The sequence below is a fragment of the Lentzea sp. NPDC036949 genome (assembly GCF_055608075.1).
On the sequence record NZ_JBVJRA010000019.1, the window covers coordinates 34324 to 52308 of the forward strand.

10 protein-coding genes are annotated in these 17985 nt (G+C 71.5%); all 10 read right to left on the reverse strand.

Annotated features, from left to right (window positions below; translation table 11 throughout):
- Positions 1–15: 15 nt before the first annotated feature.
- Positions 16–1389 carry a type VII secretion protein EccB gene (gene eccB, locus ACZ7CD_RS35735; protein ID WP_458433018.1) on the reverse strand — a complete coding sequence of 458 codons (1374 nt, stop codon included), beginning with the start codon at positions 1387–1389 and terminating at the stop codon, positions 16–18.
- 3 nt (positions 1390–1392) lie between these two features.
- Positions 1393–2796, reverse strand: coding sequence for a type VII secretion integral membrane protein EccD (gene eccD, locus ACZ7CD_RS35740; RefSeq protein WP_470380631.1), 1404 nt, complete (start codon positions 2794–2796; stop codon positions 1393–1395).
- Entirely contained in the window at positions 2793–6824 is a 4032-nt protein-coding gene (gene eccCa, locus ACZ7CD_RS35745; RefSeq protein ID WP_470380632.1) for a type VII secretion protein EccCa, read from the reverse strand. Before eccCa ends, eccD begins: the two co-directional genes overlap by 4 nt.
- Positions 6821–10762: a WXG100 family type VII secretion target gene (locus ACZ7CD_RS35750; RefSeq protein WP_470380633.1), complete on the reverse strand. Its 3942-nt coding sequence runs from the start codon at positions 10760–10762 to the stop codon at positions 6821–6823. Before ACZ7CD_RS35750 ends, eccCa begins: the two co-directional genes overlap by 4 nt.
- An 89-nt stretch (positions 10763–10851) precedes the next feature.
- Positions 10852–11454, reverse strand: a complete 603-nt coding sequence (locus tag ACZ7CD_RS35755; protein ID WP_458433021.1) for a hypothetical protein — start codon at positions 11452–11454, stop codon at positions 10852–10854.
- A 72-nt stretch (positions 11455–11526) separates the two neighbouring features.
- Positions 11527–11829, reverse strand: coding sequence for a WXG100 family type VII secretion target (locus ACZ7CD_RS35760; protein ID WP_143091682.1), 303 nt, complete (start codon positions 11827–11829; stop codon positions 11527–11529).
- 45 nt (positions 11830–11874) lie between these two features.
- Positions 11875–12195 carry a WXG100 family type VII secretion target gene (locus ACZ7CD_RS35765; protein ID WP_360388235.1) on the reverse strand — a complete coding sequence of 107 codons (321 nt, stop codon included), beginning with the start codon at positions 12193–12195 and terminating at the stop codon, positions 11875–11877.
- A 367-nt stretch (positions 12196–12562) separates the two neighbouring features.
- On the reverse strand, positions 12563–13213 hold the full coding sequence (locus ACZ7CD_RS35770) for an ESX secretion-associated protein EspG (protein WP_360388232.1): 651 nt from the start codon (positions 13211–13213) through the stop codon (positions 12563–12565).
- Between the two features lie 105 nt (positions 13214–13318).
- Positions 13319–15550 carry an ATP-binding protein gene (locus ACZ7CD_RS35775; RefSeq protein WP_360388229.1) on the reverse strand — a complete coding sequence of 744 codons (2232 nt, stop codon included), beginning with the start codon at positions 15548–15550 and terminating at the stop codon, positions 13319–13321.
- A gap of 50 nt (positions 15551–15600) precedes the next feature.
- Entirely contained in the window at positions 15601–17895 is a 2295-nt protein-coding gene (locus ACZ7CD_RS35780) for a helix-turn-helix domain-containing protein (RefSeq protein ID WP_470380634.1), read from the reverse strand.
- Between the last annotated feature and the right edge of the window lie 90 nt (positions 17896–17985).

Sequence of the window (17985 nt, forward strand, 5' to 3'; positions counted from 1 at the left end):
GGTCAGCAGGCTCACTCAGCCACGTCCTTTCCCACTCACGCCCACGGCGGCCCGGCTGAGGCCCGGACCGCTGGGAATCTGCGCCAGCACCCCGGCGGCGACCGGTACCGGTGCGACACCGCCGAACCCGAGTGCGCTGATGCTGTCGTCGTCGGCCAGCCGGTACTTCAGGCCGCGATCGGTGATGAGGTAGCGGTCGGGCTTCGCACCGGCACCCTTCGGGGCGGGCACCGACGCGGCGAGCACCCCGGTGCCGGGCTTCGCGCGCACCCCGACCCGTTCGTTCATGCCGAACCCCGCGTCCGCGCGGTCGACCGTGACGGCCTGGCTCACGACCTCCGCGCCGTCGGGTTGCTGGCGCAGGCAGAACGCGCGCTCCCCTGCGGGAACCGGCTTCGCGGCCAGCAGGTCGGGAACGCGCTTCACGAGCGAGTCGTCGTCCGAGTGCGGTGCGCTCGCCAGCGCCTCGGACCCGATCTCGACGGCGGCGCCGCCGTTCTTGGCCTGCAGCAGCACGGCCTCGGTGCGCGACACCGGGGCCAGGCCGTCCTCGCGCAGGACGGAGAAGTTCTCGACGCCGTTGCCGGCCACGTGCCGGAACACCGTGCCGACCGGCCGCGCGACGCCCCCGACGTCCACGTTCTTCTTGCCCTGCTGGGGAATGACCGCCGGTCCCACCTCGGGACCGTCCGGCAGCGCGGAGAGCCACACGGGCGGCGCGACGGGCGGCTTGCCCCCGCCGAGCCCGAGCGCCAGGGGGACGAGCGGGTCGGTGAGCCGCAGCTTCCGGTTGCCCCACACCACGTACTGCTGGCCCTCGGTGGACGCCACCCAGAGGTACTCGGTCCCGGCGACGGGAGCCGAGGGCACGTCGGGGTCGACGGTCATGCTCATCAGACCGGTGCCCTCCACCTCGACGCCGGCGCTGCGCGGCAGGCACAGCAGCCAGTGCCCGGCCACCAGCGAGGAGGCCGGGGGCACCGGGTCGGGCGCGTCGGGGATGCCGACCGGCTGGCCGCGTTCCAGAGCGGCGAGCGACGCCCGCGAGATGGACTCGACCTTGGCACCGGCACCCTTGAGGAGCATCGCGGACGCGTGGTTGAGCACGGGCACGAGCTGTCCCCGCTCGTACACGAACCGCGCGCCGCTCTCCTTCTCCACGAGGATGGCGTTGGGCTTCTTCCACGCCATGTTGCCGCCGGGGTTGATCAGGCCGTACACCCAGAACGCCACACCGATCAGCAGCGCCAGCACCACCCCGAACACCAGGCCCATGAGGGCGCGCCGCGCGGGTGCCTCGCTGTAGTTGGTGTCCCCCAGCAGCAACGCCGAGCTCATCCGGCCGACGAGCGTCTGGTAGGCGTGGACGTGGTCCTTCTTGGTCTGCACCGCTCACCCCGCCAGTCCGCGGGCCCAGGCGAAGAGGCCCAGTGCGTGCAGGACGAACGGCACCAGCGCGAGGCAGAGCAGGTTCTCCACGACGTCGCTCAGGTGCGGCCAGATCGGCAGCACCCGGCGGTAGGACGGGCGCAGCGCCGCCAGCACGAGCAGCAGGGCGGCGGCGAACAGCATCAGCACGCCGAAGAGGCGCTCCAGGTCGCTCATACCGGACAACATGTGCAGAGCGGGCAGCACCGCGCCCCAGGTGCCGGCCAGCGCGAGGGACGTGCGCTGGCCGACGTTCAGGAACTCGCGGGAGCGCAGCAGCACCAGTGCCGCGAAGAGCCCGCTCAGCGTGTAGTCGAGCCAGCCGGGGTCCGCCACCAGGTAGACGAACCCGACGGCGAGCACCGCGGACGCCCCCGTCGCGAGCACGCTCAGGTAGCGGTCGGCGGTCCCGGTCTGCTCGATCACCTGCGCCGCGGGCATGGGCTCGACGTCGATCTTCATCTCGTCGGCGTTGCGGGGCAGCTGCGGGCCGCGCAACCGGGCGACCCTCGTCGCGAGCTTCGGCGCGAACAGCAGCAGTGCGAAGAAGGCGCTCATCAACGACGCCGCGATCTGCAGGCGGGTCAGCTCCAGCCCGAGGTGCAGCCACACCGCCAGCACCATCGCCACGCCCGCGACCGCCGCGCACCCGAACGGGACGATCGGCAGCTTCGGTGCGAGCAGCCGTTGCACCACCAGCAACACCACCGACGTCGCCATGAGCACGACGCCGCAGATCAGCACCCCGTGCGGGTCCAGGGCGAGCGCCCCGTCCACGCCGGCGACACCGATCAGGCCGGCCAGTCCGGCGTACCCGCAGCCCGCCACCCCGATCAGCCCGGCGAGCACGCCGTCCTCGATGGTGCGCGCGACGAGCACGGAGGCCAGGCACAGCACCAGCGCCAGGACACCGGCCGTGATCGTCGCCGCGACCGCGCTCGCGTTCTCGAACAGCGAGACGGCGATGGCGAGGAGCACGAACCCGCTCAGGCTGAGGAACAGCTTCCGGTTCACCGCCTCGTTCCAGCGGTTGCCCTGCCGGTTCACCGCCGTGGCCATGCCCTCGGCCACGTCGTCGAAGTCCAGCTCCGGCAACGGGTCCTCGGCGCGGGAGAGGTGGAACTGCTCGCCGTCGAGCCAGTCCAGCGTCTCCGGTGTGCCCTCCGGGTCGAACGGGGCGCCGCCGAGCCGTTGCAGCACCCACGAGCCGTACAGCTCACCCTCGTGACCCCGGTCGTGGTCGCGCACCACGTGCCGCACCAGCGTCGGCAGCAGCACCGCCACCGTCGTCGAGACCGGCACGGAGAGGTCGGCCTTGCCGCTGGGACCGTGCACGGTGATGCGACAGAGTTCGGAGGTCGTCGTCACATGCCCTCGTTCCGCGCGAACGCGCCGACACCGGCCGGCTCGTCCTGCGACTTGTCGACCGGCACGAGACCGGTCTGGATCAACTTGACGCCGCGTCGCGTCACCAGCTGGGCGCGGCCCTGCGGGAGGGTGCGCGGAGCGGCCTCGCCGAGGAACTTCCCCTCCTCCTTGGGGTAGGAGAAGAGCAGCGCGGGCGAACCGAGCTCCCACAGCCGGCGCATGACCGGGTCCATCATGCCGCGCAGGGCGTTCGCGCTGCTGCGCGCGACGATCAGGTGGAACCCGATGTGGACGCCCTGCGCCAGCAACGGCAGCAGCGTGTCGAGCGGGGTGCCCATGCCGGTGCCCGAGGTCATCAGCTCGTAGTCGTCGACGACCACGAAGAGCTGCGGTCCCTCCCACCAGTCGCGCCGGCGCAGCTGCTCGGACGAGATGTCCGGGCCCGGTACCCGCTTGTGCAGCGACACCGCGGCCTTGGTCGCGAGCTCGGTCAGCGCGTCCGAGCTGACCACGTGGCCGATCCTGTACTCGTCCGGCACCATGTCGTCGAGGTCGCGGCGCGAGTCCGCGACGAGGATCTTGGCCTCACCCGGCGGGAAGCCCTCGACGATCGACCGGATCACGAGCCGCAGCGCGTTGGTCTTGCCGGTCTCCGCGTCGCCCATCACGAACAGGTGCGGGATGGCGTTGAAGTCGTGCCACACCGGGTTCAGGCGCTGTTCGTCGAGGCCCAGGCACACCTTCAGGCCGCCGTTCTGCGGCTTCGGCAGGTCGACGATCGGCAGCCGGGTCGGCAGCAGCCGCACACCGGGCGCGCTGCGGCCCGGCCAGAAGGTGCGGACCTCCTCCACGAACGACTTGGTGGCGCTCGCCAGGTCCTCGGTCGCCGAGGACCCGTCCAGCCGCGGCAGGGCGGCGAGGAAGTGGAAACCGGAGCTGGTCAGACCGCGACCGGGCTGGTTCGGCACGGTGGCGGCCTTGCGGCTCTGCACCTCCGACTCCATCGAGTCGCCGAGGCGCAGCTCGAACCGCGTGCCCAGCACGTCGCGCAGCCACGGCCGGATCTCCGACCAGCGCGTCGAGGACACCACCAGGTGCACACCGAAGGAGAGGCCGCGGGCGGCGATCTCGGTCAGCTTCGTCTCCAGGTCGCCGAAGTCCTGGCGCAGGGTGAACCAGCCGTCGATGATCAGGAACACCTCGCCGTGCGCGTCCTCGACCCGTCCGGCGCGCCGTGCGGCGCGGTAGTCGGCCATCGACTCGAAGCCGTGCTCGGCGAACGCCGCCTCGCGCAGCTCCATGACCTGCACGACCTCTTCGAGGGTGCGCACCACGCGGTCGCGTTCCATGCGGGTGGCGACCGAACCGACGTGCGGGAGGCCGCTGATCGACATGATGCCGCCGCCACCGAAGTCGAGCCCGTAGAACTGGACCTCCTCGGGGGTGTGGGTCAGCGCCAGGCCGAGGACCAGCGTGCGCAGCAACGCGGACTTGCCGCTCATGGGGGCGCCGACGACACCGACGTGGCCGTCGGCTCCGGACAGGTCGGCCACCAGCAGCTCGCGCAGCTGCTCGTAGGGCAGGTCGACGACGCCGACGGGCACCCGCAGGCGCCCTCGGGTGCCGGGGTCGTCCACGCACATGCCGAGCTCGGGGTGCGGCACCACGCTGGGCAGCAGTGCGTCGAGGCTCGGCGACGCGGACAGCGGCGGCAGCCACACCTGGCGGGCGGCGGGTCCCGCACCGGCGAGCCTGCCGATCAGCACCTCCACCACGCTCGGGGCGTCCTCCGCGGGCGTCTCCGCCTTCTCCTGCTTGGCCTCCGGTTCCGCGGGCTCGCTCTGCCGCAGCTCGTGCACGCGCGGGCTGGGCTGGGTGTAGAACGGCACGATCTCGCCCGCCGCGCGGTCCTCACCGCTGATCGCACCCTGCTCGGGCGCGCTCGTGAGGCAGGGACCGGACACGTACGCGCCCTTGAAGCGCGTCAACGTCGTCGTGTCGAACTTGAGGTACCCGTTGCCCGGACCGGGAGGCAGCTCGTAGGCGTCGGCGACACCGATGACGCTGCGCGACTCCATGGAGGAGAAGGTGCGCAGCGCGATGCGGTAGGACAGGTGGCCCTCGACGCGGTGGATCCGCCCCTCGTCGAGGCGTTGCGAGGCGAGCAGCAGGTGCACGCCGAGGCTGCGGCCCAACCGTCCGATCGAGACGAACAGGTCCATGAACTCCGGCTTTGCGCTCAGCAGCTCGGAGAACTCGTCGACGATCACGAGCAGCGTCGGCAGCGGCGGCAGCTGGCCACCGGTCATGCGGGCCTTCTCGTACTCGAACAGCGACGAGTACCCGCTCTCGCGCAGGATCTCCTGGCGCCGCGTCATCTCACCGTTGATCGAGTCCTGCATGCGGTCGACCAGCGGGAGCTCGTCGGCGAGGTTGGTGATCACCGCGGAGGTGTGCGGCAGCTTCTCCATGTTGAGGAACGTCGCACCGCCCTTGAAGTCCACCAGGACGAAGTTCAGGGTCTCCGACGAGTGCGTGGCCGCGAGCCCGCACACCAGGGTGCGCAGCAGCTCGCTCTTGCCGGAACCGGTGGCGCCGATCAGCATGCCGTGCGGTCCCATGCCGCCCTGCGCCGACTCCTTGAGGTCGATCTCCACGACCTCGCCGTCCTCGGTGACGCCGATCGGCACCTGGAGGCGGGCGCGCTGCGGCGTCTTCTGCCGCCACATCGCGTTGACGTCGAACGTGTGCAGGTCGCGGATGCCCAGCAGCGAGGGCAGCTCGAAGTCTGTCTCGAAAGGACGGTCCACGACGTCGACCGTGCCGCTGGTGCGCTTCGGCGCGATCAGCCGGGCGAGGGCGTCGGCCTGCACCACGCCGAACGAGTCGTGCTGAGCGGTGCCGGTCTCGTCGCCGACCGGGTAGGTGACCTCACCGTCGCGGCAGGTGAGCCGCAGCACCTTCGCACCACCGGGCAGCGCGCCGGTGGCGTCGAGCAGCACCGTGTTGCGCAGGCCTGGGCCGAGCAGCGGGGAGTGCTCGGGGATCGACGCCAGGTGCGCGACGACCACCACGAACGGTTCCACCACACCGGGCAGGACGGACTTGTCGTGGTCGCCGCGGTCCGTGACGTCCTTGCCGAGCAGGTCGACCAGCTCGTCGTGGTCGCAGGTGAGCATCCGCAACGGGCCGGCGGCGTCGCGGGCGGTGGGGTGCGCGAGGTGCGGCAGCCACTTGACCCAGTCCCAGTCCGCCTGGTTCGAGGGCGCGGTCAGCACGGCGATCCGCAGCTCGTCCGGCGCGTGGAAGGTGACCAGCTGACCGATCATCGCGCGCACCAGGCCGACGACGGCGTCCGGTTCGCCGGCGAGCTCGATGCTCGTGAAGCTGCGCAGCCCCACCGAGATCGGGATGCCGGTGACGGTCCGGTAGGTCTCGCTGAAGCGCCGCAGCGAGATCGCCGACAGCGGTTCGAGGTCCTCGATCGGCTTGGTCGACGGCGGCAGGAACTCCATGGCCGCCTGCTGGGTGCCGAGCCCGATCCGCACGCGGGCGAAGTCGTCGTGGCTGCCCCGCCGTTCCCACAGCCGCGGCCCGGTGGCGACCGACCACAGCCACGACGGGTCGGGGTTGTCCCACGCGACGGCCGCACGCTGCTCGTTGCTCGTCTCCCTGGCCCGCCGCCGCAGCTGCCCGATGTAGCGCAGGTAGTCGCGGCGTTCCGCGTCGAGCTTGCGCTTGCGCTCCCCCGCGTTGCGGAAGAGCTGGTTGATCGCCATCGCGACCATGCCGATCGACATCGCGCCGGCCATGATGAAGATGAACGGCGACCCGCCGCTCGATCCCATGGAGGAGAAGATCAGGATCATGGCGATCGGCCCGAGCGCCATGGGCAGGAACATCAGCACCGAGCTGAAGTCCCGCACGGCGGGTTCGGGCATCACCGGCGGTTCCTGCAGCTCCTCCTGACCCTCCGGCATCGGGGGCCCTTCGGCACGCGGCCCCCGCTTCGCCGTGACGGTGCTCATTCGATCACCCCCGGCGCCGCCTTCTTCCTGCCGCTGTCCGCCCACACCCCGGTGTCCTGCTTGAGCAGGTCAGCCGACGTGCGCTCGTCCTCCCCGTCCTGCTCGTCGTCGGTGTCGTCCACCGGCTCCTCGTCCTCGGGGGCGTCGAGACCGGCGCACCCCAGGCCCGACACGTTCGGGTCGAACCGGGGCAGGTAGGACGACATCTCGATCGGCCGCGCAGCCGTCTCCTCCTGCACCCGCACAACCCCCTCACGTCCCGCGCTGTGCCCCCACGCCGTCGAGTCGCGCAACGTGTAGTCGGGCTTCTCCGGCGCGCTCTCCTCCCGCAGTGCGGCGGCGGTGGGCAGCCAGGGCAGCCCACCCGACGCACCGGCGTCCCACGCGCTGAAGTCCTCTTCCCCGCCGGCGTGGACGAGCGCCACGCGGTCGTCGTCGAACGGGGCGATCAGCGGCTCGGTCAGTGGTGCTCCGGCCGGGGTGTCGGTGATGGGCAACGGCACGCCTACGAGGGCGTCTTCGCGGCGCCTCTCCCCCGGACCTGCCGGGGCCGCCGGGGCTGCCGGAGTCGCCTGGGCCGCCGGGGTTGCCGGAGCCACCGGGACCAGCGGAACCGGCGGGATGATCGGCAGCACCGGTACCTGAGGCGCCGGGGGCTGGGGCGCCGCCGCCTGGGACGCAGACGGCTGGGGTGCAGGGGGCTCGGGCGCGGAGGGCCGAGCCACCGGGTGCTCGGAGGCAGGGGCCTGGGGCACCTGGGCCTCGGACGCCGGAACGTGAGCCGCCGGAACGTCGAGCGCCGGAACCTGCGGCACCACGCCCCCGGCCGCCGGAGCCTGTGGCACCAGGGACTCGGCCGCCGGAACGTGTGCCGCAGGAACCTCGGGCGCCGGAGCCTGTGGCACCAGGACCTCCGACCCCGGACCGTGGGCCGCGGGAACGTCGAGCGCCGGAACCTGCGGCACCGACCCGTCCTGCGTCCACGGCTCCGGCCGCCCACGCGGCGCCTCCGCACCACCCGGATCACCGGTGGGCACCGCGGACGCGTGCTCCCACGGAGCCGTCTCACCGTCCACGAGACCGGACGCGTCCGAGCGTTCGGCCGCGCCGGCACCACCCGCCGCGCCACCCTGTCCGGGCGCCATCGGCATGGGCGGCATCATCGGCGAGCCGGCACCAGGCTGAGCAGCGCCCTGCGGTGCCGCACTCCACTGCTCCGGCGTGCTCTTCTCCTGGCCGGGCGTGTTCGGCTCACCGACACCGGGCAGCTCGACGCCCTCCCACGGCTTCGCCTCCCCACCGATGAGCCCGGCGGCGTCCGGACGCTCCCCAGCACCCGAACCACCACCGGTACCCGCACCGGGCGCACCCGGCGGCATCATCGGCATACCGCCACCGGGCATGCCGGCACCGGGCATCGCAGAGCCGTTGTGCTGGGACGAAGCCCATTCCTCCGGCTTACCCCCCACCTGACCGATGGCCTGCGGCTCACCGACACCGGGCAGCTCGACGCCCTCCCACGGCTTGACCTCGCCACCGATGAGCCCGGCGGCGTCCGGACGCTCCCCAGCACCCGAACCACCGCCAGTGCCCGCACCGGGCGCACCCGGCGGCATCATCGGCATACCGCCACCGGGCATGCCGGCACCGGGCATCGCAGAGCCGTTGTGCTGGGACGAAGCCCACTCCTCCGGCTTACCACCCACCTGACCGATCGCCTGCGGCTCACCCAGACCAGGAGCGTCGACGCCCTCCCACGGCTTCACCTCGCCACCGATCAGCCCGGAGGCGTCCGGACGCTCCCCAGCACCCGAACCACCACCGGTACCCGCACCGGGCGCACCCGGCGGCATCATCGGCATCCCACCGGGCTGCCCGCCACCGGTCATGCCGCCGGGCAGCAAAGGAGTGTTGTGCTGGGACGAAGCCCACTCCTCCGGAGTCGACGGCAGCTCGGGGACGCCGCCGTGCGGGTCGCCCAGGCCGGGGGCCTTGGAGCCCTCCCACGGCTTGACCTCGCCACCGATCAGCCCCGAGGCGTCCGGACGCTCCCCAGCACCCGAACCACCACCGGTACCCGCACCAGGCGCACCGGGCGGCATCATCGGCATACCGCCGCCGCCGAGGGCGTTGCGGTCGTCGTTCGACGCGCCCGAACCCTTGCCCGCGGTCCAGTCCTGGGGGCTCGGCACCTCGCCCGGCTTGAACTCACCGGGCTTGAAGTCACCCGGTTTGAACTCGCCCGGCTTGAAGTCAGCCGGAGGCGCACCTTGGCCAGCACCGGGCGACACCTTGCCGCCGGGGAACTCGCTCGGCTTGAAGTCTCCGGGCTTGAACTCGCCCGGCTTGAAGTCACCGGGCTTGAACTCACCGGGCTTGAGCTCTCCCGGCTTGAGCTCGCCGGGCTTGAAGTCACCAGGAGGCGTGACCTTGCCACCGGGCGGCGTCTTCCCACCGGGGAACTCGCCCGGCTTGAAGTCACCCGGCTTGAACTCACCGGGCTTGGGCACGTTGGGAACAGGCGTGTTCCCGCCACGACCGGACGCCGGCGGCTTGGAGCCCACGAACGAGCCGACGGGCGGCGGAACCGCTCCCTGACCACCGGGGAGGCCACCGCCACCGGGACCGTTGCCGGGGGTGAACTCACCCGGCTTGAAGTCGGGCGGCGGCACGTTCCCACCGGCGGACTTGCCGCCGGGAAGCTGAGAAGCGTTGAAATCGCCCGGTTTGAACGAGTTCGGCGAAGGCACGCCTCCACCGCCGGGGAGGCCGCCTTGGCCTGGGCCCGCTCCAGGGGTGAACTCGCCGGGCTTGGGGATCTCCGCGCCGGAGCCACCGAGTCCGGAACCGGGACCGCCGAGGCTGCCGGGGTCGAACTTGCCCGGCGGTGGCGTGGCGGAGAAGTCCCCGGGACCACCGGCACCGCCGAAGGCGTTCCCGCCGGGCATGTCCGACGGCTTGAAGCCGGGAATCTCCGGGGACTTGACCTCGGGGATCTCCGGGGACTTGACCTCGGGGATCTCCGGCGTCTTGATCTCGGGGACTTCCGGGACCTTGCCCTTGGGCGGCGGCGGGATCTCGGACTTGGGCGGCGGCGGGACCTCGATCTTGGGCGGCGGCGGGACCTTGGACGGTGGCGGAACCTTGATGTCCGGCGGCTTGAAGCCGGGGATCTTGATCTCCGGAACCTTGATCTTGGGAGGCTTCGAGTCGGGCCCACCGCCCAACGGGTCCGGCTTCGGGATGGTGGTCAGCGTGGTGTCGTAGGCCTGCTTCTCGTACTCCGCCGCCAGTGTCTTCAGCACCTGCCGCATGTCGCGGTCGAGCAGCTTGACGATCTCGGGGAACTTGCTGATGTGGACGAGGTTTCCCTTGTCGCTCTCGATGATGACGTCCTCGCCCTTGATCGCGGCGATGCGCTGCGCTTCACGGGCGTAGAACTGGTCGATGTCGTGGACCGTCTTGATGGCCCACGCGAGGTAGTTGCCCGCCGCCCACAGCTGTTCGGGCACCGGGGCGAGCCGGGCCGCGCCGCCGTCGATCTGCGTGGCGTGGGCGGTGAACGACTTGGAGAACTCCTCCATCAACCCCATGAAGGCCTTGGACGCCTCGCCCTGCCACGGGCCGCCCTCGCCACCCAGCGCCTTGGCCTGCTCGGCGATGCTCCTGCCCGTGGAGGCGAGGATCTCCTTGACCATGCGGAAGCTCAGCGCGGCGTCCCACAGCGTCTGCGGGTCCGAGGCGGCGCTCGCCCCCAGCTCGGAGCGCTCCTCGGCACCGATCGCGGCCGACCCGGTGATGCGGGCCATGATCTCTTTCCAGCCCCACGAGTCGTAGTCCGACGTGGACGAACCCGACCCGTCGCCGGTCGCCACCACGGCACCGTTGTCCTTGACTTCGACTTCTTGGCCGCCGGGCTTGGGCGGATCTTCAGCCATGGTGGTGCCTTCGTGTTGCGCGGGTGCACTGCCCGCAGGGCCGACAGGGGTGGACGCGACGCCGGGGAGGCCGTTGCTCGGACGACGCCCTAGGAGGCGGGGGTGGCTCCGGAGATCGCCTTGCTGACCTCGGCCCTCGCACCCGCGATGTGCTCGTTGAGGTCCTTGCCGGTGGCGGCGTTGAGCTCCTCGGCGGTGTCGTAGGCGCGCGCGAGCTTCTCGAGCTCGTCGGCGACCGTCGTGATCGCGTCGATGCTCCTGCGGAGGAACTCGCGGGTCGTGGGCTGGATCGCCGTGCCCTCACCGCCGCTGACGACCTTCACCTGCAGCTGGTGCGCGTCGTAGAAGATGCCGGGAGCGACCTTGACCTTCTCGATCTGCTCCAGCGCGGTCTTGAGGGTCGGGATCAGCGAGCGGATGTTGGTGGCGAACGTCTTCAGCGCCTCGGTGCTGACGCGGATGCCGCGGCCGGAGTGGTCCTTGTTGCGCGGCACCTTGGGCGGCGGGTACTTGTTCGCGAAGTGCTCCCCTTCGGGACCGCCCCAGTCGCCGAGACCGTCCCTGGGCCCCTCGGCGTCGTACTCCTCGGGGTTCTTCTTGGCCTCCTCGTACGACTCCTTCTTCTCGATGCGGTCCGCGATCGTCTTCTTCTCGTCTTCGGTCAGCTGCCGCGTGGTACCCGGCATGGTCACAGCCCTTTCTCTTCGATCGGTGTCACAGCGGAACGGGGGCGTCGCCGGGACGTCCGGCGACGCCCCGGGGACTTACTTCACGCTGTAGCCGCCCCAGGCGTTCATGCCGGTGTGCTCGATCTTGAGGTAGCCACCGGTGATGTTGTTGAGGGCGACCTCGGCCGAGTTCAGGCTGTGCGGCATGCGCGCGGCGGCGGCGTCCCACTGGGACTTCGCGACCATGTACTGGTCCTTGGCGCCGTCCTGCCAGTCCCCCAGGCTCTGGAGGATCTGCTGGTGCATGCTCTCCAGCTCGGTCTGCAGGCGCTTGGTGACCGCGGCCATCTGGTCGCGGACCGAGTCCGCCATGCCGCGGTCAAAGGTGTAAGTGGGCAAAGCACTGTCCTTTCGATGGCTGAGCGGGGTGGGGTGTGGCGGCGATCAGAGGCCGGCCAGGCCCGGACCCACGGGGATGCTCGACGCGGTCTCGGTGTTGGAGCTCTCACCGGCGGTGATGACCTGCCGGTTGCCGTTCATGACCTCGATCATCTCGCCGAGCTTGTTCACGATGAACGTGCAGTCGTCCATCCAGGCCCGCATCGAGGTGTCGAAGGCCGCGGACGCGTCACCGGTCCAGGTCGACTTCAGCGTTCCGAGCGCGTCGCCGACGGTCTGGACACCGCTCTTGGCCACGTTCTGCGTGTTGCCGAGGTGGCCTGCCGCCGCCTGCATTCCCGGGGTAGTAGTTGACACTCCGGCCATTGGCTGTCTCCCTATGTGAACGAGCTAGTGGTCGCTGACAAACGAAGCTTGCTCAAGCAGCGCCCCGCCGCAGAAGAGCTTGCTCCCACTCGCCGGACCGATCAGCACTCTGCGGACGTTCTTTCCCTTCCACACACCTTTGGTGGCGCGTTCGCCCTCGCCTCCGGTGAACCGCAGGTGGCAGGCTTGTCCGGATTCGGACAACAGCGTTTGCGGTCAACCGACCGAGGCCACCGGACGCGCGACATCGCCATTCGCCGAAGATCGCCATTGCGAATACGCGAAAGCAATGAGAACAACGAAAGATCACGCACGGCCGAAGAACGCCGAATCCGGCGCTCTTCTCACCGGACGCCCAGGACAGCGCCTAGGACGTCACCGGTGCGGGTTCGTCGACGTCGCACGACGCGAGCAGCTCACCGACCCTGCGCGTGACGTGGTCGTGCGCCATCAGCTCGGCCTCGCTCGACCCGGTCTCCGTCACGAGGTAGTGCTCGCCGTCCGTGCCGCACCACGTGAGAGCGGGGAGGGCGGAGGACCGGCCAGCCCCGGAGAACCCGATCCGGCCGGTCGCGGGAGGTCCGTCCGCGGCACCCGACCGAGCAGCGGACCAGCGGCCCTCCGACAACAGGTCGGTGATCGCCACGGCCAGCTCGTCGGGTCTGATCGAGGACAGCCACAGCTCGCCGCCGGCGAGCACGGCGAGGACGGCGTCGTCCGCACCGCGGGCGGCGAGCGCCTGCAGCGGATATCCCACGAAGGCGACCAGGTCGACGGCCTCGCGGTAGTTCCCGAGCAGGTGCAGCATCCGGGTGAGGCGGGCGTCCGCGCGGCGTCCGCGGTCGGCCAGACCCCGGTTGACCAGCTCTCGGTAGACCTCTTCGACCAGCACGGCGCCGCATTGGGACCGTCCCCCGGTCTTCGGCACCATCAGGGGGTACGGCATCGGGCCGGGGCAGACGTCCGCCCACAGCACCTCGAAGTCGTACGTCGACAGCGGGAACTGCGGCATGCGCATCCCCCGAGTCAACACCGCAGCGGGCCGCCGTGCAGCCCGCCGCCCGTGTTTGAGCCCGTTCGATCGCCCGGTCCTTCCCACTCGGTCAGAAAACGGGCGATGAGGTCACGAAATCCGGGCCAGCTCGATCTCCACGTTGGCGCAGCGGGTCGGCATCGCCATCTCGTCGAAGACGGTCCACGCGTACTCGAGCAGCTCGCGCGCCTCGTCGAGCGCACCCGCGTCGATGCAGCACCGGCCCTCCCACAGCGCCGCGTCGGCCGCGAGCCCCGTGGCCCCCACCTCCTGCTGCATGACGCGGGACCGCGCGAACAGCGGCACGGCCTGGTCGCACCGGCCCATCGCGTGCAGGCAGCGGGCCATCCCCTCGACGAGAATGGCCGTCAGGCGGTTGCGGGACTTCGTCTCCTCGCCCGCCTGGCCGCGGCGCACCGCTTCCTCGTGCAGCGCCTCCTTGAGAGCAAGCGCCTGCTCGTGCTGTCCGTCGAGCAACAGCAGCGCACCGAACCGGTATCGGACCGGCAGCTGCACGGCCCAGAAGTCGTAGGAGGCGGCGAGCTCCACGGACTCCCGTGCGTGCTCCATCGCCGTGGCGCGGTCGACCTGGGAGTACTCGAAGTAGGAGGCGTAGGCCAGCGCCCACATCCGTTCCAGCCGGTCGCCGGCCACCTCGGCGCGGCCCAGGGCGAGCAGGTGCTGTTCCAGCGCGGCCTTGGTGTCGGCCACCATGGAATGCGCCCACCCCAGGAAGTTGAGCTGCTGCGCCTCGGCGGTCACGTCGCCCAGCGCCCGTGCCGCCTCGACACCGGCGCCGAAGACCTCGACCCACTCGACCACCTGCCAGCGGTCGTCGGAGTACCAGTGCATCGCCTGCGCGAGCGTCAGCACCTCGCTGTGCCAGCCCGTGCGCACCGCTTGCCGGAACGCGGCCAGCCAGCTCGACCGCTCCTGCTCCAGCCACGACCGCGCCTCGTCCAGCGTGTCGAAGACCTCGTTCGCGGGTTCCTCCGGCGAGAACCTCCTCCCCGCCGCGATCGCCATGTCCAGCAGGTGCTCCACCACCGCTTCGGTCGTCAGCGCGCGGTCGGCCTCGTCGTGCTCGGCCTCCCAGCGCTCACGCGCGAACAGCCGCAGGAGGTCGTGGAAGCGGAACCGGCCCTCCGCCGGACCGGCCAGCACCATGCTCGCGTCCACCAGCTCGTCGAGCTGGCCGAAGGCCTCCGACTCCGTCAGGCTTCCGACGACCTGGGTCAGCTCCACGCCGAAGTCCGCGCCCGGCATCGCCGCCAGCCGCCGGAACAACATCCGGCCCTCCGGTGACAGCCCCCGGTAGGACACCTCGAACGCCGATCGCACCTGCAGGTCTCCCGCGGACAACGACGACAGCCTCGTCCGCTCGTCCCGCAACTGGCCCACGAGGTACCTCAACGTCCAGTGCGGCCGGCTCGCCAGCCGGTTCGCCGCGATCCGCAACGCCAGCGGCAGGTTCCCGCACAGCTCGATCAGCTCACCAGCCACACCGGGCTCGGCCCGCACCCGGTCCGCCCCGACGACGGCCTCCAGCAACGCCTCCGCGTCCCCGTCGTCGAACGGTTCCAGGTGCAACCACCGCACACCCTCCAGGCCCGCCAGCGTCCGGCGGCACGTGACGAGCGTCCGGCAGCCCGGAGCCGCCGCGAGGAACGGCCGGACCTGCGCCTCCGAGGCCGCGTTGTCCAGCAGCACCAGCACCTTGCGCTTCTCCAGCAGCGCCCGGTACCGGCTCGACTGCTCGTCCACCACCGCGGGGACCTCCCCCGGTCCCACGCCCAGCGCTTGGAGCAGCCGGTCGAACACGACCTCCGCGGGCAACGGCAGCTCGTCCATCCCGCGCAGGTCGACGGCCAGGCACCCGTCGGGGAAGTCCTCGCGCCTGAGGTGCGCCGCGTACGCCGCCAGGACGGTCTTGCCCACGCCGGGCTGCCCCACGATCGCCACCGTCGGGTTCGCCTGCAACAGCCGTTGCAGCTCCGCGAGGTCCGCCACCCGCCCGACCGGGTGGGAGGGCAGCGGCGGCATCTCGGCCGAGCCTGCGGCCGACACCGCGGGCCGCCGCCTGCGCCCCTGTTCCGCGACCCGCAGGAACTCCTCGCGTTCCTCCGCGCCCAGCTCGAAGGCGTCCGCCAGCACCTCGGCCGACCGGCGCTGCGCCGCACGGGCCCGGCCCTGCTCCAGCTCCCGCAACGCCCGCACGCTGATGCCCGACCGCTCCGCCAGGCCCGCCTGGCTCAGCCCAGCGGCACGCCGGTACCCCAGCAACAGCTCACCGAAAGTCGTCTGGCCATCCGAGTCGCGCACGAGGCAAACGTAACCGCCCGCTCCGGGCCGATCGAGACAGCGACACCCGTTCAGCCCAATCCGTTTCCATCACACCCTGGTGCGTGGTGCTCCGCCAGGGCGGTCAGCGCGGCGTCCACCCGCTCGCGATCGGTGCGGTAGACCGGACCGTCCAGCAGCTCGCGCGCGGAGAGCAGGCAGCGCCGCGCCCGGTCCGGCTCCCCCGCCGCGCGCCACGCGAGCCCCTCCCTGACCGCCTGGTCCGCCTCGTGGTGGGCCGACTCGTTCTCGACGGCCAACCGGCGCGCCTCGTGGTGGCTCTCGGCCGCCTCCCGCCACCGGCCGAGACCGGCGAGGCAGAGGCCGATGTTCTCCGTCATCAGCATCATCACCCAGCGCACCACCTCCTGGCCGGCCTCGTGCCGGTGCTCGTGCGCCTCGGTGAGCAGGGTCTGGTGCACCGCCAGCGCGTCCTCGTAGCGGCCCGCTTCCTGGAGAGCCACACCGAGGGTGCTGCGCATCCAGTACCGCATCTCGAAGAAGCCGTACTCCGCCGACAGCTCGTGGGCCACGCGGAGGTGGGCCAGACCCTCCTCGGCCTTCCCGAGCCGCGTCAGCTCGACGCCGAGGTAGCAGTGCGCGAACGCCTTCCCGCGGTGGTCGCCGATCTCCTCCGCGAGCGCCAGCGCACGCGAGCTGGTGCGGAGGGCGAGCTCGTTGTCGTTGCGGCACATGTACTGCGCCCAGCCGAGCTGGTTGAGCATGTCCACCTCGGCCACCTGGTCGCCGAGCCGCCGCGCGGCCTCCAGACCGAGCCGGTAGACCTCGTCCCAGCGGTAGTCGAACTCCTGGCTGTCCGCGAACCAGTGCATGGCCTGCGCCAGACCGAGCACCTCGGCGTGCCGGCCGAGCGCCGCCGCCTCGCGCTGCGCGGCCGACCAGTTCGTGCCCTCCCGCACCAACCAGTCCCCCGCGCTCTCCTGCGAGGGGAACGGCGAGCCGTCCGCGTCGGCCGGGCTGCGGAACACGGACGCCCCCGCGGCCGTCGCCGTGTCCAGCAGGTACCGGAGGGTGTGGTCGCGCAGCTGCTCCCGCACGTCCTCCGGTTCCTCCTGGGCCAGTCGCTCGGCGGCGAAGAGCCGGAGCAGGTCGTGGAACCGCAGGCGTCCCGGCGACCGCGCGGTGTCCAGCAGGGACGCCTCGACCAGTTCGTCGAGCAGTGCGCCGACCTCCGGCCGCGGCGCACCCGTGGCCACCGCGGCGAGCGCCTCGTCGAAGTGCTCGCCGGGGATCACCGCGAGGCGCCGGAGCACCCGGCGTGCGAACGGGGACAGCCGCCGGAACGACACCTCGAACGCGGACCGCAGCTGGAGGTCGCCCGCCGACAGGGAGCTGAGCCGCATCCGTTCATCGCGCAGCTGCGACACGAGGTAGGACAGCGACCAGTGCGGGCGCGTGGCCAGCCGGTTGCCCGCGATGCGGATCGCCAGCGGCAGGTTCCCGCACAGCGCCACCAGCTCGGCGGCCACGTCCGGTTCCCCGCGCACGACGTCGTCGCCCACGATCGAGGCGAGCAGGGCCACCCCGCTCTCCGCCGTCAGCGGCGCGACCGAGATCCAGCTCGCGGTCGTCAGGCCGGCCAGGACCCGGCGGCAGGTCACCAGGGTCACGCCGCGGTGGCCCGTGCCGAGCAGCGGCCGCACGTGCGCCTCGTCGACCGCGTTGTCCAGCAGCACGAGCACCCGCCGGTCGCGCAGCAGTGCCCGGAACAGCTCGACGCGGTCCGCCTCGGCCTCGGGAACACCCCTGGCGGGCACGCCGAGGGCCCGCAGCATCCGCTCCAGCGCCTCGTCCGCCCCCATCGGCCGGTCGCCGGAACCGCCCAGGTCGACCGCGAGGCAGCCGTCGGGGAAGTGGGCGGCCAGCCGGTGCGCCGCCGCGACGGCGAGCGAGGTCTTGCCGACACCGGGCGGTCCGGTGACCACGACGACGCCGGCGGGCTCCGCGGTGCCGAGGCCGATCAGCTCGCACAGCTCCCGTTCCCTGCCGACCAGCTCGGTGACCGCGGGCAGCGAGTGGAGCATGGTGGGGTCGACGGGCTTGGCCGTGCGGCGACGGCCCTCCCTGGCGAGCGTCAGGAAGACCTCCCGGTCCTCGCCGGTCAGTTCGAGGGCGTTCGCCAGCACCTCGGCCGAGCGCTCCTGGGCGGAGCTCGCCCTGCCCCGTTCCAGGTCCCGCAGGGCGCGCACGCTCATCCCGGACGAACGGGCGAGATCGACCTGGGACAAACCGGACTCCCGCCGGAGTCTGAGCAGCACCTGACCGAAGGCGGGAATCGCATCATCCGGGACGCTCACGGTCAGCATTAGACCTAGAACAGCGGCTTGATAATTCCTTGATGTTCGCGCGGATGACGACTACCGGCGAGATCGGCACCGACTCGGGTCACGCTTCCC